Here is a 23,904-nt window from a genome sequence, read left to right on the forward strand (position 1 = left end):
CCACAGGGCGCCACCCTCGGCCGCGGCCGTCCGGCGGGACTCACGCCACGGCCGTGATCCGCGTCCTGATGTCGTCCGGGGACAGGGCGCCCTTGGCGGTGACGTGGTCGCCGGAGGACTCCCCGCGCAGCCGGCGCCCGATCCACGGCACCAGGTATCGGCGCGCCCAGTCGACGTCGTCGCGCCGGACCTCCAGCGTGCCCCGGGGCGGCAGCGGCGGCCACGGCTGCTCCGGGTCGGCCGGCACGGGCAGGCCCAGGACCTGTCCGGCACGCAGCGCCACCCGGGTGTGCCCCTCGGAGGAGAGGTGCAGCCGGTCGTGGTCCCAGGCCCGGCGGTCCTGGATGGACCTGAGGGACCACAGGTCGAGCACCGGGCAGCCGTACCGGTCGGCGATGGCCCGGACATGCCCGTTGTAGGTGGCGATCTTGCCGCGCAGGTGCCGGAGCACGGGCACGCCCCGGGTGTCGAAGCCGGTCGTCACCATCACGGTGCCCGCGGCGGCGGTCAGCCGCGCCACCGCCCGCTCGAAGCGCTCGGCCACTTCGTCGGGGTCGGTGCCGGGGCGCAGGATGTCGTTGCCTCCGGCGCAGAACGAGACCAGGTCGGGGGCGAGTTCCATGGCCCGGGGGACCTGGTCGGCCACGATCTGGTCGAGGAGTTTCCCCCGGACGGCAAGGTTGGTGTAGGCGAAGTCGCCCTCGGCCCGGCGGTCCGCAAGAAGTACGGCGAACCGGTCGGCCCAGCCGACGAACGCCCCGTCGGGGCCGGGGTCGCCCACGCCCTCGGTGAAGCTGTCCCCCACCGCCACGTACGACCCGATCACTGATCTGCTGTCATTCTTCGAATCGTCTGCCACAGCGCACCATGATTCCTCGTGGAATGTGACTTACGCGACCGTAGGCATGGGTTGACGGACGGTGAGATAAGCCACTGGCCAAGGAATGGTCAACTGCGGAATGGGCCGCGGCCCGTCGGGGCGGGCACGCCGAAGGCCGGACCCGGGATCTCGTGATCGGGGTCCGGCCTTCGGCGGCTGTGCGTCAGGGAGCGGGGGTTCAGATGGAGACGCCGTGCGACCGCAGGTAGGCGACCGGGTCCACGTCGGAGCCGTAGTTCGGCGTGGTGCGGATCTCGAAGTGCAGGTGCGGTCCGGTGGAGTTGCCGGTCGAGCCGGAGAGCCCGACCTGCTGGCCCGCCGTCACGGTCTGGCCGGCCGAGACGGAGAGGGAGGACAGGTGGGCGTACTGGGCGTAGTAGCCGTCGGCGAGCTTGAGGACGACCTGGTTGCCGTACGCGCCGGCCCAGCCCGCGGAGACGACGGTGCCCGGGCCCACGGCCTTCAGGGAGGTGCCGGTCGGGACGACGAAGTCGGCGCCGGTGTGGTAGCCGCTGGACCACATGCTGCCCGCGACCCTGTAGGCGGTGCCGACGCCCGCGCCGGACACCGGGGCGGTGTAGCCGCCGGAAGCGGGGGCGGTGTCGGCGGCCTGGGAGCCGGTGGACGCCTGGGCCGAGGACTCGTCCGGGGCCGACTCCGCCGGGGAGGACTCCTGCTGGGGCGCCTCGGACGGCTGCGACGGCTCGGACGGCTGCGACGGCTCGGCGGTGGCCGACGACTTCTCGGCGGAGGCCGAAGAGGGCGCCGGGGCCGACGACTTCTGGGCCGTAGCGGCCTTCTTGCCGATGCTGAGCTTGAGGCCCGGGTGGATCAGCGACGGGTCGTCGCCGACGGCCTCGCGGTTGTCCTCGTAGAGCCGCTGCCAGCCACCGCTGACGTTCTGCTCCTCGGCGATCTTCGACAGGTAGTCGCCGACCTTCACCGAATACGTCGTCGCCCCGGACTTCTTCGCGGCGGACTTCTTCTCGGCGGCCTTCTTGCCGGTGGCCGTCTTCTCCGCCGTGACGGACTGGACGGTCTTGTCCGGCGCGGACTGCGGGGTCGCGGCATGGGCGCCGGCGGCCCCCATGAGCGGCAGGGCGAGTGCGGCGCCACCGGTGCCGGCGACGGCTATGGAGCGGGCGAAACGCTGGGCCTTGGGACGGCGGTGCTTACCCTTTGCGGGCATGGTGATTTCCTCTCCGGCGCCTGCGAGGTGAGCTGTCGGGTGCGGACTGGAGATGTCCGGCCGCGCCGAAACGCGGCTAAACCCCAAGCCGTTCCGGAGACCGGAACAGGCATTCGTACCTGTGGGTCCCCCGCTCCTGCCGTACACGGGTGGGTTTGCGCGGGCACCGGGCGGCGGCAGGATTAGGCGTCCGCCCGGATCGGTCTGGAACGTAAGCGACCGCGACGCAAACGGACAAGCAAGAGGTTCCGGATCAAGACCCCCATCTTGATCGGTTGCCGGATTTCCCGGTCACCCTCCGTACACCGCCGGGCGGCCGTTACCCGCAAACTCCCTTGTGACACGTGAGGATTACGTGAACATGACGGGCGACGCACGGTCACCACTATGACCCTGCTCACCCGCCGTTTCACCAGCCCCCCTCATTCCGCAGCGAGTTGGAATGAAGAGGCCAATTCGGGCAGAAGGCTCATATGCGACGGAGTCGGAGAACTGCCGCGTCGAAATCTCCCCGCAACCCCGACTGCATTCCGTGATGCAGCAGCACGGCACCGCGATGGATTTCGCCCGTTTCGCGGCATTCGTACGACGCTGTCGGATCCAGCCCGCGCAGCCGCAGCGCCGGCACGGGCTCGCCGAACCGCTGCGCCTGGAGCCAGGCCAGGACGACGGTCTCGTCGCCGAGCACGTACTGCACGGCGCTGAGCCCTCCGTCCGGCGGGCGCAGCCGGTACAGGTCGCCGCGCTGCACCAGCGGGCGTATCTCCTTGTAGAGCGCCACCCACTCCCGCGCCTCGGACAGTTCCTCCTCGCTCCAGCAGGTGAGGTCGCCGCCCACGCCGAGCACCCCGGCCATGGCGCTCACGAAGCGGAAGCGCAGCGAGCTGACCCGGCCGTTGAGCATGGCGTTGGGGCTGTCGGTGACCCAGGCGGCCATGACCCGCGCGGGGTGGAGCTGGCTGAAGCCGTGCTGGATGGCGAGCCGGTCGAGCGGGTCGGTGTTGTCGGAGGTCCACACCTGGTCGGTGCGGGCGAGGATGCCGAGGTCGATCCGGCCGCCGCCGCCCGAGCAGGACTCGAAGGCGACGCCGGGGTGGGCCGCCCGCAGCCGGTCCACCAGCGCGTACAGAGCGCGCACGTGGTCCACCCACAGTCGCTGCGGGTAGGGATCGCCGGGCCAGCCCGCGTCGGTGAAGCAGCGGTTGAAGTCCCACTTCACGTAGTCGACGGGGGCGCCGGACAGCAGCGCGTCGAGCTGCTCCCAGAGGTACTCCCGCACATCCTCGCGCGCAAGGTTGAGCACCAGCTGATTGCGGAACTCCGTCCTGTTTCGTCCGGGTTGGAACTGCACCCAGTCCGGGTGGGCGCGGTACAGCTCGCTGTCCGGGTTGACCATCTCGGGCTCGACCCAGATCCCGAACTGCATCCCGAGGGCGTGCACCTCGTCCGCGAGGGGCTTCAGTCCGGCCGGGAAGCGGTCCCGGTTGGGAGTCCAGTCGCCGAGCCCGGCGTGATCGCCGGTGCGCGCCCCGAACCAGCCGTCGTCCACGACGAACAGCTCGACGCCGATCCCCGCCGCCCGGCGCGCGAGGGCCCGCTGCTGCTCCTCGGAGATGTCGAAGCCCGTCGCCTCCCAGGAGTTGAACAGCACCGGCCGGTCCCGCCCGGCGTCCGGGACGACATGCGCCCGCTGATAGGCGTGCCAGGCGCGGCTGGCCCCGCCGAAGCCGCCGTCGGACCACAGCCCCGCGAAGACGGGCGTCGTGAAGGACTCCCCCGCCGCCAGCCGCAGCAGCCCCGAGTCGTCGTACCCGGCGCCGCCGGTGATCTGCACCCGCCCGTCCGGCAGTTGCGCCACCGCGATCCGCCAGGACCCCGACCAGCCGAGGGCGCACGCGTACACCTCACCGCGCTCCTCGGTCGCGTCGGTGTCCAGCGCGACCCACGGCAGATGCTGGTGCCCGGTGTGCCCGCGGCGGCTGCCGATCACCTTCTCGCCGTAGGTCAGGGGCGCGGACGTCAGCCGGGACTCGGCGGCCCAGCGGCCGTGCAGCTGACTCAGCCGCCAGGCCCCGCGCTCGGGCAGGGTCCAGGTCGCGGAGTCGGCGCGCAGCAGCTCCACGGCCGGCCCGTCGTTGTCCAGGGTGACCCAGCGCTCCACGACGTCCCCGCGCATCCGGTGGTGCAGGGTGACCGCCAGCCCGCCGTCCCGGAACCGGAGCCGCAGCTCCTCCTCGCCCCCGGCGCCGCCGATCTCGTAGGCCTCGAAGCTCCACTCGGTCCCGCGCCGCTCGTCGGTGCGCACGGACAGGGCGGGCCGGACGAAGCGGGCGCCGCCCTCGACGGGGTACTCCTCGCGTCCGTCGAGGCGGGACTCGAAGGGCCAGTCGTCGGGCAGCGGACGGGCGGCGAGGGCCTCGGCGTCGGCGAGGGCGATGGTCGGCCCCCAGTGCAGATGCAGCAGCTCGCCGGCGTCCGTGAGGTGCAGGGCGTAGCTGCTCGCCGGTCCCGACAGCAGCCAGGTGCGGCCGTCGTCGGCGATGTCGATGTGCGTCATCCCGCTCCCCCACGGACTCGGACAGTCCCGCTCACGTCCCAACATCATCGAGCGCCGCGCCCCCTCCCGGCAACGCCTGTGGAAAACCCCGGCGACGAACGGTGACCGCCTGTGGACAACCGGTCGGCCCGGAAAACGCATGTCGTATCGTCAAGGCGTGCCCGTCGACGAGCCGCGCCGGCGGGGCGATGGGAGGGAGCCCCCGTGACGCAGCAGGTGCCGTCGACCGAGCCCGAGCTGGCCGCAGTGCGCAACTTCCGTGACGTGGGCGGCCTGCCGACGGTGGACGGGCGCCGGGTGCGGCACGGCGTGCTGTTCCGCAGCGGCCACCTCGCCCACGCCACCGCCGAGGACGCCGCGTTCCTCGCCTCGCTGGGGCTGCACACGATCTTCGACTTCCGCAACGCCGCCGACCAGAAGCTCGAAGGGCCCGACGTCGAGCTGCCGGGCGTGCGCAATGTCAACCTGCCGCTGAGCGACCCGGCGGACGGCGCGGAGTTCTGGAGAATGGTCCGCGAGGGCGATCTGGAGCAGCTGCGGGAGATCCTGGCGGACGGCAAGGCGGCGAACCGGATGATCGCCTCCTACCGCATGATCATCAAGGACCGGACGGCCGAGCACTCACGGGTGCTGCACGCGCTCGCCGAGGACAGCGTCCCGGCCCTGATGCACTGCGCCGCCGGCAAGGACCGCGCCGGGCTGTCGATCGCGGTGACGCTGCTCGCCCTGGGGGTGGAGCGCGATGCGATCCTCGCCGACTACCTGGAGTCCAACGCCAAGCACCGGCGCTACAGGGTGCGCCGCAGTAGCAGCTCCGCCTCCGCCTACGCGCCGGAGGTCATGGAGCTGCTCGACCCGCTGTTCGAGGCGCGCGCCGAATACCTGACGGCGGCGCTGGAGACCATCGACGACACCTGGGGCGGCGTCGACGCCTATCTGGAGCGGGGCCTCGGGCTGGCTCCCCGGACCCGCGAGCGGCTGCGCGACCGGCTCCTCGACTGAGACCGGGGCGGCGCCACCCGGGCCCGGCCGCCCGGCGCTACTTCGCCCCGACCTCGAAGAGCAGATAGAGGAACGCGGCGAACACGTGCCCCGCGACGATGTAGATGAACAGCCGGACCCAGATGGCCTTCGGGATCCTCTGCTCGGAGTCGCTCATGGGGTCTCTCCCGTCGTGGGGCCGAGGCACAGCGCGGCCGTGGGGCTCTGGAGCAGGGTGTGGACGAACAGGAGGTCGACTCCGTCGTCGTCCAGGGCGGTGATGCGGTGCGGGGTCAGCGAGTCGAAGTGGGCGCTGTCCCCGGGGCCGAGCCGGTGCGCGGCGTCCCCGAGGCGCAGCCCGAGCCGTCCCTGGAGGACGTACAGCCACTCCTCGCCGGGGTGCACGCGCACGATGTCGCCCTGGGACCCGTGCGGCACGTGGACGCGCAGTGCCTGCATCCCGCGGCCCGGCGCTCCCGCCTGCCGGTAGGTCCAGCCGCCCGCCGCCGTCGGTTCCATGTCCGCGCCGCGCAGGACGGCGTCCCGGCCGGCGACCGTCTCGCCGAGCAGCTCGGAGACCGTCGTACCGTAGACGCGGGCGAGCGCCAGCAGCATCGGCAGCGACGGCTGGCGGTGGCCGGTCTCCAGCCGGGAGAGATGGGCGGGCGACAGCCCGGCGGCGCGGGCCGCGCTCTCCAGGGTGAGGGAGGCCTGGCGGCGCAGCGCCCGCAGCTGCGGGGCCACGGCGGCCAGGCCCTCGGCGGCCGGCTCGGGGACGGGAAGGCTCATGCCCCCATTGAGCCCCACCTTTGCCCTCGGGGCAATTTTCTTGCCCGCCAGGCAAAAGCCCCGTCTACCGATGGGCGACCGCCTGCTTCACCAGCGTCTTCCCGAACTCCCACATCAGACCGCTGCCGTTGTGCGCGTCGTCCATCACCTCTGTGAAGGCGTCCACGAACCGGTCCACCTCTCGCTCCCCGATGATCAGCGGCGGGATGAGCTTGATCACCTCCAGGTGGTCGCCGGAGACCTGTGTGAGGATGCGGTGGCGCTGGAGCAGCGGCACGACCACCATCTGCGCGAACAGCCCCTTGCGCGCCGCCTGGAGCATCGTCCAGCGGCTGCGCAGGGCGAGCGACCGGGGCCGGCCGAACTCGATGCCGATCATCAGCCCTCGGCCGCGCACGTCGGCGAGCAGCTCGTACTCGTCGATCAGCGCCGTCAGCCGTGACTTCAGCAGCTCGCCCGTGGCGCGGACGCCCGCGACGGTCTGCCGGCTCTCCATGACCGACAGCACCGCCAGGCCCGCCGCCATGGCCTGGGCGTTCCCGCCGAAGCTGGCCGAGTGCACCAGCACCCGGTCCATGGACGAGTACACCTTCTTGAAGATCCAGTCCCGGCCGAGCGTGGCGCCGACCGGCACATAGCCGCCGGAGAGGGCCTTGGCCACGCACACCAGGTCCGGTTCGACGCCGTCCTCGTGCTGGTAGGCGTAGAAGTCGCCGGTCCGGCCGAGGCCGGTCTGCACCTCGTCGGCGATGAGCAGCGCCTTGTGCCGGCGCAGCAGGTCCTGGGCGGCCCGCAGATAGCCGGGCGGAGCCTCGTGCACGCCCTTGCCCTGGATCGGCTCCACGATCAGGGCGGCCACGTCGCCCCGCTTCAGCTCCCGGGCGAGGGCGTCGAGGTCGCCGAGCGGCACGGCCGTGTCGGGCAGCAGCGGGGCGAAGCCGTCGCGGAAGCCGGACTCGCCGTTGACGGAGAGCGAGCCCGTGGTCAGGCCGTGGAAGGCGTGCTCGCAGTACAGGACCCTCGGTCGGCCGGTGGCGTACCGGGCGAACTTCAGGGCGGTCTCGACGGCCTCGGTGCCGCTGTTGCCGAAGAACACCCGGTCCAGGTGGGGGCTGTGGGCGAGGAGGCGCTCGGCGAGCAGTCCGGGCAGCGGCGGGCAGTCGAAGCGGGTGAGGTCGGCGAGGTGTGCGTCGAGGACGTCGTGCAGCGCCCTGCGCACGACCGGGTGGTGACGGCCGAGGCCCATCACCCCGAACCCGGCGAGCATGTCGAGGTATTCGTTGCCCTCGGCGTCCCAGAAGTAGGCGCCCTCGGCACGCTCGTAGACCTTGTCGAAGCCGATCGTGCGCAACATGCGCGGCAGTTGGTGGTTGAGGTGCCGGGCGTGCAGTTCGTAGCGTTCGGCGGCGCGCTCGGCGAGCAGCGCGCCGAGGTCGAACTCCGCGCCGGGCGCCGGCTCGGCGGGCTGGGGCGCGGATTCGGCGGTCGTCATGCGTGGGTCTCCTTGGACGCCGTGTCGTCGGGGCCGCGGCCCGGGCCGGCTGCGCCCGGACGGCGAGCCGGCATCGTCACGCCCGGGCCCCCTGTCCTCTCCGGTCTTCCTCTCGCGGTGCTCTCACGGCGACGGCCCGCGCCCGGGGCGCGGGCCGTCATGACGTCACTCCCGGTTTCCGGACACCGTCTCGCGCAGGGCGCGCAGCGACTCCTTCAGGGAGCCCATGGTGGCGAGGACGGCGGTGGGCTCGTAGCCGCAGTGCGCCATGCAGTTGGCGCAGCGCGGGTCCTTGCCGCGGCCGTACTTGTCCCAGTCGGTCTCCTCGATCAGTTCCCGGTACGTCGGCACGTAGCCGTCGCTCATCAGATAGCAGGGCCGCTGCCAGCCGAACAGGGAGTAGTTCGGGATCGCCCAGGCGGTGCACGGGAAGTCGACGCGGCCCTCGAGGAAGTCCAGGAAGAGCGGGGAGTGGTTGAGCCGCCAGCGGCGCCGGTTGCCGCCGGAGAAGGCCTTGCGGAACAGTTCCCGGGTCTGCTCCACGCCCAGGAAGTGCTCCTGGTCGGGGGCCTTCTCGTAGGCGTAGGCGGGCGAGATCATCATCTCGTCGACCTGGAGGTCGTCGTTGAGGAAGTCGAGCACCTCGACGACGGTCTGCGGGGTGTCGGTGTTGAAGAAGGTGGAGTTGGTGGTGACCCGGAAGCCGCGCCGCTTGGCCTCCTTGATGGCGGCCACCGCCTCGTCGAAGACGCCCTCCTTGGCGACCGACTCGTCGTGCCGTTCGCGCAGCCCGTCGATGTGCACGGCGAACGCGAAATAGGGCGAGGGAGTGAACTCGTCCATCTTCTTGCGCAGCAGCATGGCGTTGGTGCACAGGAAGACGTACTTGCGTCTGGCCACCAACTGGCGCACGATCTCGTCGATCTGAGGGTGCATCAGCGGCTCGCCGCCGGCGATGGACACCATCGGGGCGCCGGATTCGAGGACCGCCCCCACTGCCTGGGCGACCGGCATGCGCTGCTTGAGCACCCCGGCCGGATGCTGGATCTTCCCGCAGCCCTCGCACTTGAGGTTGCAGGCGAAGAGCGGCTCCAGCTCCACGATGAGCGGGAACTTGTCGCGCCGGCGCAGCTTCTGTTCAGCCAAGTATGCGGCGACCTTGACGGACTGGCGCAGCGGCATGGCCATCTGGCTCACCTCCTGGGGAGCAGCACATTACGGTGCCATTCACGGAATGCGGGAAGAATGGAGCGGAGAACGCGGAAAGCCGATATTCCACCGCGCACGGTGCCGATCCGGACCAGTTCGTGTTCCGGGGCGTCGACCACCACCCGGACGGCGGCAACCGGGCGCGTGCCCGCGCGGGCGGCGGTGAGCAGGGTCGCCGCCGACTCCATGTCGGCGGCGATGGCGCCGGCGTCCCGAAGCCGGGCCCGCTCGGGGCCCCGTACGACGTGGTCGGTTCCGGTGAGCGGGCCGGTGTGCACGGCGTGGCCGGGCACGGCACGGGCGAGTTCCTCGACGAGCAGGTCGGTTCCCTCGCACGGCACGGATCCGCGCGGATCCCTGGTCTCCTCGGCGACCACGAGGTCGCCGGGGTGCATGCCGGGCGCGAGCCCGGCGCAGAAGCCGGTGGCGAGGACGGCGACGCCGGCGAGGGCCGGGCCGGCCAGCGCCCGGGCGACGGAGCGCTCGGCGGCCTCCGGCCCCATGCCGGTGCGCAGCACGGTGACCGGGCCGCCGGTGCCGTCGCGTTCGCCCAGGCGCAGGGCCAGCCGCTCGATGCCGAGCGCGCAGGCGATCAGCAGCGGCGGCGCCGGGGCGGGCGGTGTGCTCATCGCCCGCACCTACGCGCCGGCCGGGCGCTGTTCGGCGAGGACCGCTCCCCGCTCGGCCCGCGCCGGCTGCTCGCGGGACTGCGCCCGGTGGGCGAGGGGCTCGCCGTGCAGGTACCGGCCGAGCGCGGTGAGCGGGAAGACCTGCCGGTAGAGGTGGTAGTTGATGGAGAAGTCCCAGGGGAAGCCGGTGCCGGTGAAGTACGGCTCGTCCCAGGAGCCGTCCTCCCGCTGGGTGGCGGCGAGCCAGGCGACGCCGCGTTCGACGGCCTCGGAGTGCCGTTCGCCGGCGGAGAGGAGCGCCAGCAGAGCCCACGCGGTCTGCGAGGCGGTGGAGGCGCCCCGGCCCCGCCATTGACGGGGGTCGCGGTAGGAGCGCAGGTCCTCGCCCCAGCCGCCGTCGTCGTTCTGCACGCGCCGGAGCCAGGAGACCGCGCGGCGGATCGCCGGGTGCGAGGCGGGCAGCCCGGCGGCGGTGAGCGCGGGCACCACCGACCCGGTGCCGTAGAGGTAGTTGACGCCCCAGCGGCCGAACCACGGTCCGTCCGGCTCCTGTTCGGCGAGCAGCCACTGAACGCCGCGCCGGGTGCGCGGGTCGTGGGCGAGGCCCTCGTGGGCGAGCATCTCCACCACGTGCGCGGTGACGTCGGCGGACGGCGGGTCGATCACTTCGCCGAAGTCGCAGAACGGCAGCCGGTTGGGGAAGGGGCTGGTGTTGTCGGCGTCGAAGGCGCCCCAGGCGCCGTTCCTCGACTGCATGCCGAGGTTCCAGCGCACCCCGCGGCCGATCGCCCTCTCGACCCGCTCCGGGTCGTGGTGGCGGACGCGGCGCAGCGCGAGGACGACCTCGGCGGTGTCGTCGATGTCGGGGTAGTTGTCGTTGTGGAACTCGAACGCCCAGCCGCCCGGCGGCAGTCCGGGTCGGCGCACCGACCAGTCGCCGGGCCGCACGACCTGCTCGCCCAGCATCCAGTCGGCCGCCCTGACCAGCGCCGGGTGATCGGCGGGCAGCCCGGCGTCGGCGAGGGCGATGGTGGCCAGGCAGGTGTCCCACACCGGGGACTGGCAGGCCTCGATCATCCGGGCGCCGTCCTCGCGCCAGACGGCGTACCGGTCGAGCGACGCGAGGCCCGCCCGCATCACCGGGTGCCCGAGGTCGTAGCCGAGCAGATACAAAGCGATGAGCGAGTAGACGGCGGGCGGCTGGATGCCGCCCCAGCAGCCGTCGTTCTCCTGGCGCTCGATGATCCAGCGGGCCGCGGTGTTCATCGCGGCGCGGCGCAGCCGCCGGGGCACGACCCGGCGCAGGCCGTGCAGGGCCCGGTCCAGCCGCTGGAAGGCGCCGTCCCACGTGGTCGCCGGGGCGAGCGGCCCGGGCGGGTTGGGGCGGGCGGGGTCGGCGTGCAGTTCGTCGAGCGGGAAGGGCGCGGGGCGCACGGGGCGTTTGGCGGAGACGATAGTCAGCGGGACGATGGTCTGCCGGGCCCAGCAGCCGAAGTCGTAGATGTTGAGCGGGAGCCAGGTGGGCAGGTAGACGAGTTCCGGCGGGAGTTCGGGCAGGTCCTCCCACTTCCACCAGCCGAACAGGGCGAGCCAGATGCGGGTGAAGACACGGGCGGCGGCGATCCCGCCCTGCGCCCGGACCCACCGCGCCGCCTTCGCCATGTGGGGGGCGTCGGGCTCGTCGCCGGCGAGCCGGAGGGCGACGTACGCCTCGATGGTGGCGGACAGGTCACCGGGCCCGCCGTAGAAGGTGGCCCAGGTGCCGTCGTCGCGTTGTTCGCCTCGGATGAAGAGGGCGGCGGCCCGGGTGACGGTCTCGTCGCGGATGCCGAGGAACTCGCGCAGCAGCAGGTCCTCTGCGTCCATGGTGACGTTGGTCTCGAGGTTGCCCTTCCACCAGCCCTCGGCGTCCTGCCGGGCCAGCAGGTGGTCGGTGGCGCGCCGGACCGCGCGGCGCGCCGCTTCGTCGGCCCCGGTGGGGACGGGGGCGGTGATGTCGGTGTCGTCGGTTTCGCTGGCCGCGGCTGCGCGGGGCGGGAGGGTGGCCCCGGTGCTTCCGTCGGTCGTCGCTGTCATGGCTTCCCCTTCGTGCAGTCCTGCAAGGCTTGCGTCTGCTGTGGGTCCGCCGTCGGCCGGCGCCGCGCACGGGTGCGCTGCGCCGGCCGGCGACTACGCGAGGGTTATTCGACCGATAGTGATCATCTCTTTCGTACGACGACGAAGTCCGCGAGCGCCGCGAACCGGTCCCGGACCGGGGCGGGCATGTCCACGGCGTCGAGGGCTTCGATGGCGATGGTGTGCTGGCGTCGTGCTTCCTCGGCGGTCCAGTCGCGGCCGCCGGCCTCCTCGATGAGGGCGGCGCGGGCGGCGAACTCCTCCTCGGAGAAGTTCTCGAACTCGCTGCTCTTGGCGTCGGCGGCGAGCAGGTCGGCGAGCCGCTCGGAGGCGGGGCCGCCCGCGGCGAGCGCGGCGACGACCGGCAGGGACTTCTTGCGCTGGCGCAGGTCGCTCCAGGTCCGCTTGCCGGTGGCCGCCGGGTCGCCCCAGATGCCGAGCAGGTCGTCGACGGCCTGGAAGGCGAGGCCGAGGTGATAGCCGTACTTCTCCAGGGCGTCGGCGGTGCGGTCGTCCGCGCCGCCGAGCACGGCGCCGATGGAGCTGGCGCAGGCCAGCAGGGCGCCGGTCTTGTTGCCCTCCATCTCCAGGCACTCCTCGACGCTGACGCGGTCGCGGTGCTCGTAGGAGATGTCCTGGGCCTGGCCGTCGATCAGGGCGCGGGTGGCGGTGGCGAGCCGGCGGGTGGCGCGGCCGGCGTCGATGGTGCCCAGCTCCAGCAGCAGCTCGTTGGCCAGGGCGAACATGGCGTCGCCGACCAGGATCGCCTGGGCGGGGCCGTGCACCTTCCAGACGGTGTCGCGGTGGCGGCGCTGTTCGTCGCCGTCCATCAGGTCGTCGTGCAGAAGGGAGAAGTTGTGCACCAGCTCTACGGCGACCGCGCCGGGCACGCCGGTCTCCGGCGGGGCGCCGGCGACCTCGGCGGAGAGCACCGCGAGGGCCGGGCGCACGGCCTTGCCGCCGTCGCCGTCGGCGGGGTTGCCCAGGGCGTCGATCCAGCCCAGGTGGTAGGCGGCGACCGTGTCCATGGGGGGCGCCAGGCGGTCGACGGCCGCCCGGAGCACCGGGGTGGCCAGGGTCCGGCCGCGCTCCAGAAGCGCGGTCACGTCCACCGTGGTCCGTCGAGCGGCCTCCGGGGCCGGGGGCACAGTGGGCACAGTCTCTCCTCTTGTTGCGGTACCGGAAGTGCGGGCGCCCGCCGCCGTGCCGTGGGGGTGGGACATCAGGCGGCCTCCTCGACGTCGAAGAGGTGCCGCGGGCGGGGCCGGCCGAGGGCACGCAGCGCGGCGTCAGCCGCTCCGATACCGCTGCGGACCGCACTTTCCATGGTCGCGGGCCACCCTGTGGCGGTCCACGCTCCGGCCAGGTACAGGCCGGGGGCCTTGGTGCGGGCGCCGGGCCTGAGCCGTCCGACGCCGGGGGCGGGGGCGAACGTGGCCGTCCGCTCCCTGGTCACGAAGAAGTCCTTCACCTCGGCGCCGCGGGTGAGCGGGAGCAGACGCCGCAGTTCGGGCAGGTAGCGTGCGCGCAGCGCGGCCACGGGCGCGTCGATCTCGTCGTGGGCGGCGGACTGCGACAGCGCCAGGTACTGGCCGGCCCGCAGTCCGGAGGCCTCGGTGCGGTCGAAGACCCACTGCACCGGGGTGCCGAGCGCGGCGAGGAAGGGCGTGGCGAGGACCTTGCGGTCGTAGACGACGTGGACGTTGAGGATCGGCGCGACCCCGATCTCCAGGAGCCGGCCGGGGTGGTCGAGGGCGCCGTCGGGCAGCAGGTCGTGCGTCTCGCGCTGCGGTACGGCGAGGACGACCGCGTCCGCCTCGACGCTCTCGCCGGTGGTCCGCACGTCCCAGCGGCCGTCGTCGGCGCGGGAGACGGAGGTGACACGGGCGCGGGTGCGCACGCACACACCTGCGGCGTCGAGCGCCCGGCGGGCGAGGGCGTCGTGCAGTTCGCCCAGCGGGACGCTCGCCCAGCCGATGTCGGCGGCGCCCGGCTCGGACAGCAGACCGGTCTTGAACACCATCGCGGCGAGCGCCAGCGAGGCGTCGCCCGCGACGGCGTTCAGCGTGGCCACGCCGACCAGGTCCCACAGGGCCGCGACGGCGCGCGGCGACTGGCCGTGCGCGGCCAGCCAGCCGCCGAAGTCCCGCTCGTCCAGGGCGGGGTCGGCGAGGTCGAGGCCCTTGAGGGCGAGCGCGGCCCGGCCGACGCGGGCGCGGTCGGCGAGGGAGAGGTGCGGGTACGCCGCCAGGCTGCGCCCGAGGTGGAGCGGGACCGGCAGCGGGTCGCGCCGCAGCCGGCCGAGCCGCCGTCCCTCGGGCCGGGTGACGTCGACGACGGGCACGTCGAGGCGGCGCTGCAGCGGGGCCAGGTCCGTGCCGCCGATCCGGTCGAGGAACCAGCGGTAGGCGGTGCAGCAGCGCAGGTACACGTGCTGTCCGTTGTCGACGGTCAGCTCGCCGCGGCGGAAGGAGAAGGCCAGTCCGCCCAGGCGCGGGCGGCCTTCGAGGAGGGTGACACGCACCCCGGCGTCGGCGAGGGCGAGCGCCGCGGTGACGCCGGCGAGGCCGCCGCCGACCACGACGGCGTCGCGGGCCGCCCCGGAACGCGCGGGTCCGCCGGCGGGCGGCCGTGCGGACGGTGTCGCGTCGCTCATCGTGCCCCTTCCCCCGGGCGCCGGCCGCGGTGGGCCGTCACGGTCCGGTGCGCGGCCCCCCGGCGCTCCCCTCCGGTGACGGCGCCCGCAAGCATCATGCCCATCAGGTGCGCCCCCTGATGCTCCGTCGGCTCAGGTTCCGGGCGTCCAGACCGGACAGGCCGCGCACGGCGACGTAGGCCTTCTCGTGTCCGGGCAGCGAGACCCGGCCGCGCAGCACGGCGTGCGGGTCGCGCTCGATGCGGTCCAGCAGCCGGCGGTAGATGCCGGCCATGGCGGCCACGCAGGCGCCGCTGCGCCGGTCGAGCAGGGGCAGGAGCTGGTAACCCTCGGCGAACAGGGCGCGGGCGCGGCGGACCTCGAAGTGGACGAGGCCGGCGAAGTCGGCGCCCTCCGGCGGGTGGGGACCGTCGAACCCGGCCGAGCAGCCGAACTTGGCGAGGTCGTCGGCGGGCAGGTACACGCGCCCGCCCTCGGCGTCCTCGCGGACGTCCCGCAGGATGTTGGTCAGCTGGAGCGCGAGGCCGAGCGTGTCGGCGTACTCCGGCGCTCGCTCGACGCCGCGCGCCCCCGGTGCGGTGCCGAACACGCCGAGCGAGAGCCGGCCGATGGCGCCGGCCACACAGCGGCAGTACGCCTTCAGGTCGTCCCAGGTCTCGTAGGTCTTGCCGCGTACGTCCATCAGGACGCCGTCGATCAGCTCGTCCAGGCCGTCGAGCGGGATGGGGAAGCGCCGGGCGGCGTCGGCGAGGGCCACCCCGACCGGGTCGGTGTCGTCCTCGGCGACGGCGTCCTCGCGGACCCGGGCGAGCAGGGCGCGGGTCTCCTCCAGCCGGGCGGTCTTCACGTCCGGGCCGAGCGCGCCGTCGCCGATGTCGTCGACGCGCCGGGAGAAGGCGTACAGGGCCGACATCGCGCGCCGCTTGGGCGTGGGCAGCAGCCGGATGCCGTAGGCGAAGTTGCGCGCCTGCTGTCCGGTGACGGTCTCGCAGTAGCCGTAGGCGGCGATCACCGGCGCGGACGGCTGGGGCGCGAAGTCCACGGTCCCGATCACCTTTCTCCTCGCAGGGTCACGCCCACCTGGCGCAGCAACCGGAGCCTGCCGGGCCGGGGCGGGCCGGGCAGCACGTCGAAACCGGCGGCGGCTACGGCGTCGAGCGCCGCGCGCCCGCCCCCCACGAACCCGGCGAGCAGCAGCCGCAGCCGGCCGCTCACGCTCGCCACCAGCGGCGCGCCCTCGGCCAGCAGGCCACGGGCGCGCCGGGCCTCGAAGGCGATGAGCGCGCGCACCGACGCGCCGGCGGTGGGCCGGGCGAGGTCGGCCTCGGTCACGTGAAAGCGTTTCATGTCCTCGGCGGGCAGATACACGCGGTCGCGGGCGAGGTCCTCGGCCACGTCCTGGAGGTGCTCCACGATCTGCAGGGCGGTGCAGACCGCGTCCGAGCGGCGGACCCGCTCGGGGGTGCTGGTGCCGGTGACGCCGAGGACGAGCCTGCCGACCGGGTTGGCCGACAGTTCGCAGTACGCGAGGAGGTCGTCGTAGGTCTCGTAGCGGCCGACGAGCTGGTCGCGGCGGTTGGCGGCGATCAGGCCGAGGAACGGCTCGGGGGTCAGCGCGCGGCGGCGGACCGTGGGCTGGAGGCGGCGCAGCAGGGGGTGGCGCGGGGTGGAGTCGAAGACGCGGCGCAGGTCCGCCTCGAAGGCGTCCAGCAGGACCAGCCGGTCCTCGGCGTCCGCGGGCGACACGCCGAGCAGCCGCGCGTCGGCGCCGCCGGGGGCCAGGTCGCCGTCGCCGATGTCGTCGACCAGGCGGGCGAAGCCGTAGACGGCCATGAGGTCGTCGCGCCAGGCCCTGGGCAGGAAGAACGGGGCCACCGGGAAGTTCTCGGCGGCGGCCTTGTCGAGCGTGGCGCGCTCCGGGTCGCCGGGGCGCGCCTGGGCGGTTCGCGTCACCGTTTGCTGCCCGGGGCGGGGACGGCGCATGCCTCTCGGAGCCGGGGAGTTTCCGTAGCCATAGCCGTCATGTCTCCCGTTCTACACTGTTGACTCAAAACGCACTATTTCGGACACGCCGCCCGCGCTCCCCACAGCGGCTCCGGTGAAGGGTGTCGCGCGTTATCGCCCCACTTGCCGTGATTCGGCACCGGTACAGCTTACGTTGTGCAGCGCGCCCCGGACCGTGGGGGTGTCCGGGGCATCACAAGAAAGCACCGATTGGCGTGAAGAGTCCTGCGGGCGACCGCAGTTGACATTCTCTTCGCGGGCGCGACGGCCCTGCGGGAGTTCCGGCGGGAAGGGGCCCTAACGGCTCGTGAACTTCTCGTACTCCTTGAGGACCTCGTCGGTGGGGCCGTCCAGGCGCAGTTCGCCGCGCTCCAGCCACAGGACGCGGTCGCAGGTGTCGCGGATGGACTTGTTGTTGTGGCTGACCAGGAACACCGTGCCCGCCTGCTTGCGCAGCTCGCGGATGCGTTCTTCGGAGCGCTTCTGGAACTTGCGGTCGCCGGTGGCGAGCGCCTCGTCGATCATGAGGACGTCGTGGTCCTTGGCGGCGGCGATGGAGAACCGCAGCCGGGCCGCCATGCCGGAGGAGTAGGTGCGCATCGGCAGGGTGATGAAGTCGCCCTTCTCGTTGATGCCCGAGAAGTCGACGATCTCCTGGTAGCGCTCCTTGATCTGCTCGCGGGACATGCCCATGGCGAGGCCGCCCAATATGACGTTGCGCTCCCCGGTCAGGTCGTTCATCAGGGCGGCGTTGACGCCGAGCAGCGAGGGCTGGCCGTTGGTGTAGACCTTGCCCCGCTCGGCCGGGAGCAGGCCCGCGATGGCCCGCAGCAGGGTCGACTTGCCGGAGCCGTTGGAGCCGATGAGCCCGATGGCCTCGCCGCGGTGGGCGACGAACGACACGCCGCGCACGGCGTGCACCTGGCGCACCCCGCGTTCCTCACCGCGCCGCAGGATGCGGCTGAGGGCGGCGGTGGCGCTGCCCTTGCCGGTGCGGGTGCCGTTGACGCGGTAGACGATGTGCAGGTCGTCGGCGATGACGGTGGGGATCGGGGCCCCGGGGGTCGTGTCAGCCACGGCCGTACCTCTCCTCGGCCTTCCAGAAGTAGACGAAGCCGCCGACCGCGAAGAGCACGGCCCAGCCGGCGGCGATGGCCCAGACGTGGTCCGGGAGGTTCTTGGAGCCGTACCCGTCGATCAGGGCGAAGCGCATCAGGTCCATGTAGATCGCCGCCGGGTTCCACTGGAGGATGTTCCCGATCCAGGCCGGCTTGTCGGCCAGCATGATCGGGATGGAGTACATCACGCCGGAGGCGTACATCCAGGTGCGCATCACGAACGGCATCAGCTGCGCGAGGTCCGGGGTCTTGGCGCCCGCGCGGGCCATGATCAGGGCCAGCCCGGTGTTGAACAGGAACTGCAGCGCCAGCACCGGCACGATCAAGGCCCAGGACAGATCGGGGTAGCTGCCGAAGCCCCAGGTCACGGCGAACAGCACGATCATCGAGAACAGCAGTTGCTGGAGCTGCTGGAGCGCGAAGGAGATCGGCAGCGAGGCACGCGGGAAGTGCAGCGCGCGGACCAGGCCGAGGTTGCCGGAGATCGCGCGCACGCCCGCCATCACCGAGCTCTGCGTGAAGGTGAACACGAACACGCCGGTGACGAGGAAGGGGATGTACACCTCGCGGGGCATCCCGCGGTCCGCCTCCAGGATGACGCCGAAGACGAAGAAGTAGACGGCGGCGTTCAGCAGCGGCGTGACCACCTGCCACAGCTGGCCCAGCTTGGCCTGGCTGTACTGGGCGGTCAGCTTCGCCCGGGAGAAGGCGATGATGAAGTGCCGGCGGCCCCAGAGCCGGCGGACGTACTCGACGACGGAGGGCCGGGCGCCGCTCACGGTCAGGCCGTACTTGGCGGCCAGCTCCGCCGCGGTCAGCCCCTCGTCGGGTGACGGGGCCGCGGTCACCGCGACCGTGCCGTCGTCGTGCGTTGTCTCACTCACAAGCGGAAACTTTCGTCTTCGGGATGCGCGGCCGGCGCGGGCCGGCCAGGCGCCGAGCCGAGCGTTACGCCCGCATGCTCTCAGGACCGAGCTTGTCAGATGACAGGAGGGCGTCCCAGTCGGGTCAGCCGCCACACCGTACGCCACTTCATGGGGCGGCGCGGACCGCACGGTGTCGTCCAGCCTTCCCGGAAGCCGCCGAACCACGCCCGCAGCGCCGGCCGCGAGGGCCGGCGGGCCAGGGTGAGCAGCAGCCAGCAGCCGAGGTAGGCCGGGACCAGGGCGGCGGGCAGGTTGCGGCGGGCCAGCCAGACCCGGTTGCGGGCGACCATGCGGTGGTAGACCGCGTGCCGGGAGGGCGCGGTCGTCGGGTGGTACAGCACCATGTCCGACCGGTAGTCGATCAGCCAGCCCGCGTCCAGGGCCCGCCAGGCCAGGTCGGTCTCCTCGTGGGCGTAGAAGAACGCGTCCGGCAGGCCGCCGACCTCGGCGAAGACCCGGGTGCGCACGGCGTTGGCGCCGCCGAGGAAGGTGGTGACCCGCGAGGAGCGCATCGGGTCGGAGGCGCGCAGCCTCGGGACGTGGCGGCGCTGGGTGAGGCCGGTGTCCGGGTCGGCGATGCGGAAGCTGATGATGCCGAGCCTCGGGTCGGCGGCGAAGGCCTCGCGGCACAGCTCGGCGGTGTCGGTGCGGGCGAGCAGTCCGTCGTCGTCCAGGAAGAGCAGGATGTCCACGTCCCGGCCGCTGGGGCCGAAGGCCTCGATGCCGACGTTGCGGCCACCGGGTATGCCGAGGTTCTCGGGCAGCTCCACGGTGCGCACGCCCTCGGGGACCTCGGGCACGGGCGAGCCGTTGCCGACGACGACCACGGATATCGGGTCGCCGTCCTGCTTGGCCACCGACTCCAGCAGGGCGCGCAGTTCGTCGGGGCGGTTGCCCATGGTGATGATCACCGCGCCGACCTTCAGCGGGGAAGCGGTCACGGCGCTCACCGCAGCCGGCTGGAGACGAGGACGGACACCAGGTGCAGCACCGTCTGGAGCAGGGCGATGCCGGCCAGCACCGCGACGCCGAGCCGGGAGAAGAACAGGTCGCCGCGGGCGGCGTCGGCGAGCGCGAGGACCAGGATCAGCAGGGACGCCTCGATGCCGAGGATCAGCCGGTGGAACTTCAGCGCGGCGGCGGCGCGGCGGGCCAGCGCCATGCCGGACGAGCGGGGCTCGGACGCCGACTCCTGCACCGGCGGCAGCCCGCCCTGGTGCCGGGCGACGCCGACCAGGTCGGTCTCGGCCTTGATCAGGATCGCGCCGAGGGCGGCGAGGGTGCCGAGGAAGGCCCACAGCCAGTCGATCCGCCCGCTCCCCCACAGGTCGGCGGCGCGCAGCCCGAAGCCGGTGAGCACGGCGGCGTCGGTGAGGTAGGCGCCGACCCGGTCCAGGTAGACGCCGCCGAGCGAGTACTGCTTCTTCCAGCGGGCGATCTCGCCGTCGACGCAGTCGAGCAGCAGGTACAGCTGGACCATGACGACGCCGAGCACGGCGCCCCAGATCCCCGGCACCAGCAGGGCCGGGGCGGCGAGTACGCCGCAGACGGTCATCAGGTACGTGAGCTGGTTCGGCGTCACCCTGGTGTTCACCAGGTAGCGGTCCACCCGCAGGGACACCTCGCGCATGTAGAGGCGTCCCATCCAGTGCTCACCGCTGCGCCGGTCCTTGACCCCCGCGGGGTGGACGACCGGGCGGAGTTCAGCTACCGATGGCCTTGACATAGTCGGCGTAGACGTCCTTGATCTGGTGGGTTTGCAGGTCGAGGTGTTCGAGGATCGTGTAGCGGCCGGGCCGGGTCCGCGGGGCGAACTCCACGACGCGGACGAACTCGTCCGGGGTGAAGCCGATCTCCTCCGGCAGCACCGGCAGCCCGTGCCGGCGCAGCACCTCGGCCATGTACGCCGACTCCTCGTGGGCCCCGCGCAGGTACATGGCGAAGGCCGCGCCGAGGCCGCACTGCTCGCCGTGGGCGGCGGCGCGCTTCGGGTACAGCAGGTCGAAGGCGTGGTTGATCTCGTGGCAGGCGCCGGAGGAGGGGCGGGAGTCGCCCGAGACGGACATGGCGATGCCGCTGAGGACCAGGGCCTCGGCGAGCACCTGGAGGAAGTCGTTGTCGCCGACGCCGCCGGGGTGGCGCAGCACGGCCTCGCCGGCCTGGCGGGCCATGGCGGCGGCCAGGCCGTCGATCTTCTCGCCCTTGACCCGGTGGGCCAGCTCCCAGTCGCGGATCGCGGAGACGTTGGAGACGGCGTCGCCGATGCCGGCCCGGACGTAGCGGACCGGGGCCTCGCGGACGACGTCGAGGTCGATGACGACGCCGATGGGGTTCGGGACGCCGTACGAGCCGCGGCCGGCGTCGTTGTCGAGGGTGGCGACGGGCGAGCACAGGCCGTCGTGCGCGAGGTTGGTCGGCACGGCGACCAGCGGCAGGCCGACGCGGGCGGCGGCGAACTTGGCGCAGTCGATGATCTTGCCGCCGCCGAGTCCGACGAGGGCGTCGAAGTGGCCCGCCCGTATGTCGGTGGCGAGCCGGACGGCGTCGTCGAGGGTGCCGCCGCCGACCTCGTACCAGGTGGCGCCGGGCAGCTGGGGGCCGACGCGGTCGCGCAGCCGGGCGCCGGAGCCGCCGCTGACGGCCACGGCGAGCTTGCCGGAGTGCGAGATCCGCTCGTCGGCGAGCACGCCGGCCAGGTCGTCGAGGGCGCCGGGGCGGATGTCGACGACGACCGGGGAGGGTATGAGCCTGGTCAGTACCGGCACGCGATCTCCCGTCCCCGGGCGAGATCCTCGTGGTTGTCGATCTCCACCCAGTCGACCTCGCCGATGGGCGCGACGTCGATGCGGAAGCCCCGGTGGACCAGTTCCTGGTAGCCGTGCTCGTAGAACTGCTGCGGGTCGGTCTCCCAGACCGTCTTCAGCGCGTCGGCGAGGTCCGGGGCGGCGTCGCCCTCGATGAGCGTGACGCCGATGTACTCGCCGGTGGCCTCGGCCGGGTCCATCAGCTTGGTGATCCTCTCGACGCCGCCCTCGGCGCCGACGACGACCTTCATCTCCTCGTCGGCCAGGGACTTCACGGTGTCCAGGGCGAGGATGATCTTCTTGCCGTCGCCGCGGGCGGCGAGGAGGGTCCGCTCGACGGAGACCGGGTGGACGGTGTCGCCGTTGGCGAGGATCACGCCGTCCTTGAGGGCGTCCCGGCCGCACCACAGGGAGTAGGCGTTGTTCCACTCCTCGGCCCGGTCGTTGTCGATCAGGGTGAGCTTGAGGCCGTACGTCTTCTCCAGGGCCTCCTTGCGCGCGTACACGGCCTCCTTGCGGTAGCCGACGATGATCGCGGCCTCGGTCAGGCCGATCTCGGCGAAGTTGCCGAGGGTGAGGTCGAGAACCGTGGGGCCGTCCTCGGTGCCCGCGGGCCCCACCGGCACCAGCGCCTTGGGCAGGGTGTCGGTGTAGGGGCGCAGACGCCGTCCGGCGCCGGCCGCCAGCACGAGGCCGATCATGCGGGTTCTCCTTCGTCGTGTACGGCGGGTGCTCCGGCCCGGTGGGCCAGGACCCAGAAGCGGATGCTCTCGGCGAGCACCACCACGGCGACGGCCACGGCGAGCACCGTGAGCGCGGCCTCGAACTGCGCGGCGGTCGGCAGGACGGCGAGCGCGGCGACCGCGAGCGTCCGGCCCTCCTGGCCGCCGATCGTCCGCACCAGCCACTGCGGGGGAGCACCCGCGTCGCCGCGGATGCGATAAACCGTGTCGTAGTGATGGTAGGCGACGGCGGCCACCAGGCCGAAAGCCGCCGGAAGCACTCCGTTCACCCCCGCTTTGATTCCGAGGGTCAGAACGGTGCCGTACTCGGCGGCACGCAGCAGCGGCGGGACGAGCCAGTCGAGGCCGCCCTTGAGCGGGCGGGCGACCGCGAGGCCCGAGGTCACGGCGTAGAAGAGGGCGGCGGCGACCGGCCAGGGGCCGCCGAAGCCGGTGAGCGCGGCAGTGAGGATCATCACGGCGCCGCCGAGGAACGCGACGGCGGGGGCGGTGAAGCCGGGGAGGCGGCGCGCGGGGCCGCGGAACGCCGCCGCGAAGCCCTGCGCGAGCGGGCCGCCGTCCGCGAGGTCGGCGAGCGCCCGCGCGGCGCGGTCGGTCCTGCTCGCCCGGCGCGTCACCGAGCGCAGCACACGGCCCGCCGTGGTGTACGTCGCGGCGAAGGCGCAGCCGATGAGCAGGGCGTAGAAGGTGACGCGGGGCGTGGTGGCGGCGGTGAGGACGGCGATCATCGCCCAGCGCTCGCCGATCGGCAGCACGATCATGCGCCGCGCCCACACCGTCCAGCCGACGCCGTCGAGGCGGCCGGAGAGGGCGGCGGTGGGGCTGGTGTTGGCCACGGCGTCGTGGTTCGCCTCGTTGAAGGAGAAGTCCACGACGTGCCGGCAGGTCTGGAGCACCATCGCGCCGAGCGCCAGCGCCCAGACGTCGTCGCCGCCGCGGGCGGCGCCGAGGGCGAGGCCGGCGTAGTAGGCGTACTCCTTGGCCCGGTCGAAGGTGGCGTCGAGCCAGGCGCCGAGGGTGGAGTACTGCAGGGAGTAGCGGGCGAGCTGGCCGTCGGTGCAGTCCAGCACGAAGGAGGCGATGAGCAGCACGCCGGCCGCGACGAAGCCGCCGCGGGTGCCGGTGGCCGCGCAGGCCGCCGCGATCAGGGCGGTGAGCAGCGAGGCGGTGGTGACCTGGTTGGGGGTCAGTCCGCGGCGGGCGCACCAGCGGGCGAGGTGGCGGGAGTACGGGCTGACGCAGAAGGTGGTGAAGAAGCCGTCGCGGGCCTTGACGGCCGACTTCAGGCGTACGGCCTCGTCGTCGACGGCGGCGACGGCCTGGCGCGCCTCGTTGCGGGCCTGCGGATCGGCGGGCACGACGGCGACGAGGCTGCCGAGGTCGGGGCGGTGCACGGCGGCGCCGTCGGCGTCGAGCGCGGCGGCGACACGGTCGGCGAGTGGGGCGCCGGAGTGCTCGTCGGCAGAGTTCTCGCGGGCCATGGCACGGGTCAGGGCCCCGCGGCCGGCCGGCTGGGCGGTGACGGCGCCGGGGATCGCGGCGAGCGGGAAGCGGGGGTCGGTGAGGCCGAGGCGCAGGGCGTGCGGGTGACCGACGAAACCGGCGTCCACCACCGCGACCCGTTCCTCGCCGGGCGTCCCGGCGAGGAGGGTCTCCGTCTCGGCGGCGTCGACGGCGGTGCGCACCTCGAAGCCGAGGGAGCGCAGATCGCCCTCGAGCGGCGATCCGGGCACCGGCGTTCCGGTGAGGATGGCGGTCGGCAACCGAACTCACTCCCTGGAGGCCGACGCGTGCACGCCGGTCGTGTACATG

21 protein-coding genes and 1 riboswitch are annotated in these 23,904 nt (G+C 72.9%); of the genes, 1 reads left to right on the forward strand and 20 read right to left on the reverse strand.

All coding sequences use genetic code 11. The annotated features are described in order from the left end of the window. Nucleotides 1–40 precede the first annotated feature (40 nt). From ABZY13_RS24200 to ABZY13_RS24210, 3 genes are all read right to left on the reverse strand, one after another. Nucleotides 41–826 (reverse strand): SGNH/GDSL hydrolase family protein, encoded by a 786-nt coding sequence (locus ABZY13_RS24200; RefSeq protein WP_356634247.1) that lies wholly within the window; start codon nucleotides 824–826, stop codon nucleotides 41–43. Between the two features lie 232 nt (nucleotides 827–1,058). Further along, nucleotides 1,059–2,069, reverse strand: coding sequence for a peptidoglycan DD-metalloendopeptidase family protein (locus tag ABZY13_RS24205; RefSeq protein ID WP_356634106.1), 1,011 nt, complete (start codon nucleotides 2,067–2,069; stop codon nucleotides 1,059–1,061). A gap of 2 nt (nucleotides 2,070–2,071) precedes the next feature. Beyond that, nucleotides 2,072–2,241, reverse strand: a riboswitch (cyclic di-AMP (ydaO/yuaA leader). A 297-nt stretch (nucleotides 2,242–2,538) separates the two neighbouring features. Further along, entirely contained in the window at nucleotides 2,539–4,626 is a 2,088-nt protein-coding gene (locus ABZY13_RS24210) for an alpha-galactosidase (protein WP_356634108.1), read from the reverse strand. Nucleotides 4,627–4,830: 204 nt separating this feature from the next. Here ABZY13_RS24210 and ABZY13_RS24215 point away from each other — a divergent pair, with 204 nt between their 5' ends. Then, nucleotides 4,831–5,628 carry a tyrosine-protein phosphatase gene (locus ABZY13_RS24215; protein ID WP_356634110.1) on the forward strand — a complete coding sequence of 266 codons (798 nt, stop codon included), beginning with the start codon at nucleotides 4,831–4,833 and terminating at the stop codon, nucleotides 5,626–5,628. A gap of 37 nt (nucleotides 5,629–5,665) precedes the next feature. Here ABZY13_RS24215 and ABZY13_RS24220 read toward each other — a convergent pair whose 3' ends face one another. From ABZY13_RS24220 to ABZY13_RS24300, 17 genes are all read right to left on the reverse strand, one after another. Then, on the reverse strand, nucleotides 5,666–5,785 hold the full coding sequence (locus tag ABZY13_RS24220; RefSeq protein ID WP_356634112.1) for a DUF6126 family protein: 120 nt from the start codon (nucleotides 5,783–5,785) through the stop codon (nucleotides 5,666–5,668). Then, on the reverse strand, nucleotides 5,782–6,396 hold the full coding sequence (locus tag ABZY13_RS24225) for an XRE family transcriptional regulator (protein ID WP_356634114.1): 615 nt from the start codon (nucleotides 6,394–6,396) through the stop codon (nucleotides 5,782–5,784). The genes ABZY13_RS24220 and ABZY13_RS24225 overlap by 4 nt, the downstream gene beginning before the upstream one ends. 64 nt (nucleotides 6,397–6,460) lie before the next feature. Further along, on the reverse strand, nucleotides 6,461–7,888 hold the full coding sequence (locus ABZY13_RS24230) for an aspartate aminotransferase family protein (RefSeq protein WP_356634116.1): 1,428 nt from the start codon (nucleotides 7,886–7,888) through the stop codon (nucleotides 6,461–6,463). A gap of 165 nt (nucleotides 7,889–8,053) precedes the next feature. Continuing rightward, nucleotides 8,054–9,076, reverse strand: coding sequence for an adenosyl-hopene transferase HpnH (gene hpnH, locus ABZY13_RS24235; RefSeq protein WP_356634118.1), 1,023 nt, complete (start codon nucleotides 9,074–9,076; stop codon nucleotides 8,054–8,056). A 5-nt stretch (nucleotides 9,077–9,081) separates the two neighbouring features. Next, nucleotides 9,082–9,726, reverse strand: a complete 645-nt coding sequence (locus ABZY13_RS24240; RefSeq protein WP_356634120.1) for a 1-hydroxy-2-methyl-2-butenyl 4-diphosphate reductase — start codon at nucleotides 9,724–9,726, stop codon at nucleotides 9,082–9,084. A 9-nt stretch (nucleotides 9,727–9,735) separates the two neighbouring features. Continuing rightward, nucleotides 9,736–11,802, reverse strand: a complete 2,067-nt coding sequence (gene shc / locus ABZY13_RS24245) for a squalene--hopene cyclase (protein ID WP_356634122.1) — start codon at nucleotides 11,800–11,802, stop codon at nucleotides 9,736–9,738. 122 nt (nucleotides 11,803–11,924) lie between these two features. Next, on the reverse strand, nucleotides 11,925–12,989 hold the full coding sequence (locus tag ABZY13_RS24250) for a polyprenyl synthetase family protein (RefSeq protein ID WP_356634249.1): 1,065 nt from the start codon (nucleotides 12,987–12,989) through the stop codon (nucleotides 11,925–11,927). A gap of 74 nt (nucleotides 12,990–13,063) precedes the next feature. After that, nucleotides 13,064–14,497 (reverse strand): hydroxysqualene dehydroxylase HpnE, encoded by a 1,434-nt coding sequence (gene hpnE / locus ABZY13_RS24255; RefSeq protein WP_356634124.1) that lies wholly within the window; start codon nucleotides 14,495–14,497, stop codon nucleotides 13,064–13,066. A gap of 103 nt (nucleotides 14,498–14,600) precedes the next feature. Next, nucleotides 14,601–15,551: a presqualene diphosphate synthase HpnD gene (hpnD, locus tag ABZY13_RS24260; RefSeq protein WP_356634126.1), complete on the reverse strand. Its 951-nt coding sequence runs from the start codon at nucleotides 15,549–15,551 to the stop codon at nucleotides 14,601–14,603. After that, the gene (gene hpnC / locus ABZY13_RS24265) at nucleotides 15,548–16,450 is read right to left on the reverse strand and encodes a squalene synthase HpnC (protein ID WP_356634128.1); all 903 of its coding nucleotides are present in this window, start codon (nucleotides 16,448–16,450) and stop codon (nucleotides 15,548–15,550) included. The genes hpnD and hpnC overlap by 4 nt, the downstream gene beginning before the upstream one ends. 348 nt (nucleotides 16,451–16,798) lie before the next feature. Then, nucleotides 16,799–17,578: an ABC transporter ATP-binding protein gene (locus tag ABZY13_RS24270; protein WP_356634130.1), complete on the reverse strand. Its 780-nt coding sequence runs from the start codon at nucleotides 17,576–17,578 to the stop codon at nucleotides 16,799–16,801. Next, nucleotides 17,571–18,503, reverse strand: a complete 933-nt coding sequence (locus ABZY13_RS24275; RefSeq protein WP_356634132.1) for an ABC transporter permease — start codon at nucleotides 18,501–18,503, stop codon at nucleotides 17,571–17,573. Before ABZY13_RS24275 ends, ABZY13_RS24270 begins: the two co-directional genes overlap by 8 nt. 95 nt (nucleotides 18,504–18,598) lie before the next feature. Further along, nucleotides 18,599–19,471, reverse strand: a complete 873-nt coding sequence (locus ABZY13_RS24280) for a glycosyltransferase (protein WP_356634251.1) — start codon at nucleotides 19,469–19,471, stop codon at nucleotides 18,599–18,601. A gap of 20 nt (nucleotides 19,472–19,491) precedes the next feature. Further along, a complete protein-coding gene (locus tag ABZY13_RS24285; RefSeq protein ID WP_356634134.1) occupies nucleotides 19,492–20,271 on the reverse strand; it encodes a CDP-alcohol phosphatidyltransferase family protein in 780 nt (259 codons plus the stop codon). Continuing rightward, nucleotides 20,249–21,310, reverse strand: coding sequence for an iron-containing alcohol dehydrogenase family protein (locus tag ABZY13_RS24290; protein ID WP_356634136.1), 1,062 nt, complete (start codon nucleotides 21,308–21,310; stop codon nucleotides 20,249–20,251). Before ABZY13_RS24290 ends, ABZY13_RS24285 begins: the two co-directional genes overlap by 23 nt. Continuing rightward, a complete protein-coding gene (locus ABZY13_RS24295) occupies nucleotides 21,298–22,050 on the reverse strand; it encodes a phosphocholine cytidylyltransferase family protein (RefSeq protein ID WP_356634138.1) in 753 nt (250 codons plus the stop codon). Before ABZY13_RS24295 ends, ABZY13_RS24290 begins: the two co-directional genes overlap by 13 nt. Beyond that, complete coding sequence (locus ABZY13_RS24300; protein WP_356634140.1) at nucleotides 22,047–23,855, reverse strand: DUF5941 domain-containing protein; 1,809 nt, start codon at nucleotides 23,853–23,855, stop codon at nucleotides 22,047–22,049. Before ABZY13_RS24300 ends, ABZY13_RS24295 begins: the two co-directional genes overlap by 4 nt. Nucleotides 23,856–23,904 lie beyond the last annotated feature (49 nt).

Source organism: Streptomyces sp. NPDC006610, assembly GCF_040611575.1.
Lineage (GTDB): Bacteria > Actinomycetota > Actinomycetes > Streptomycetales > Streptomycetaceae > Streptomyces.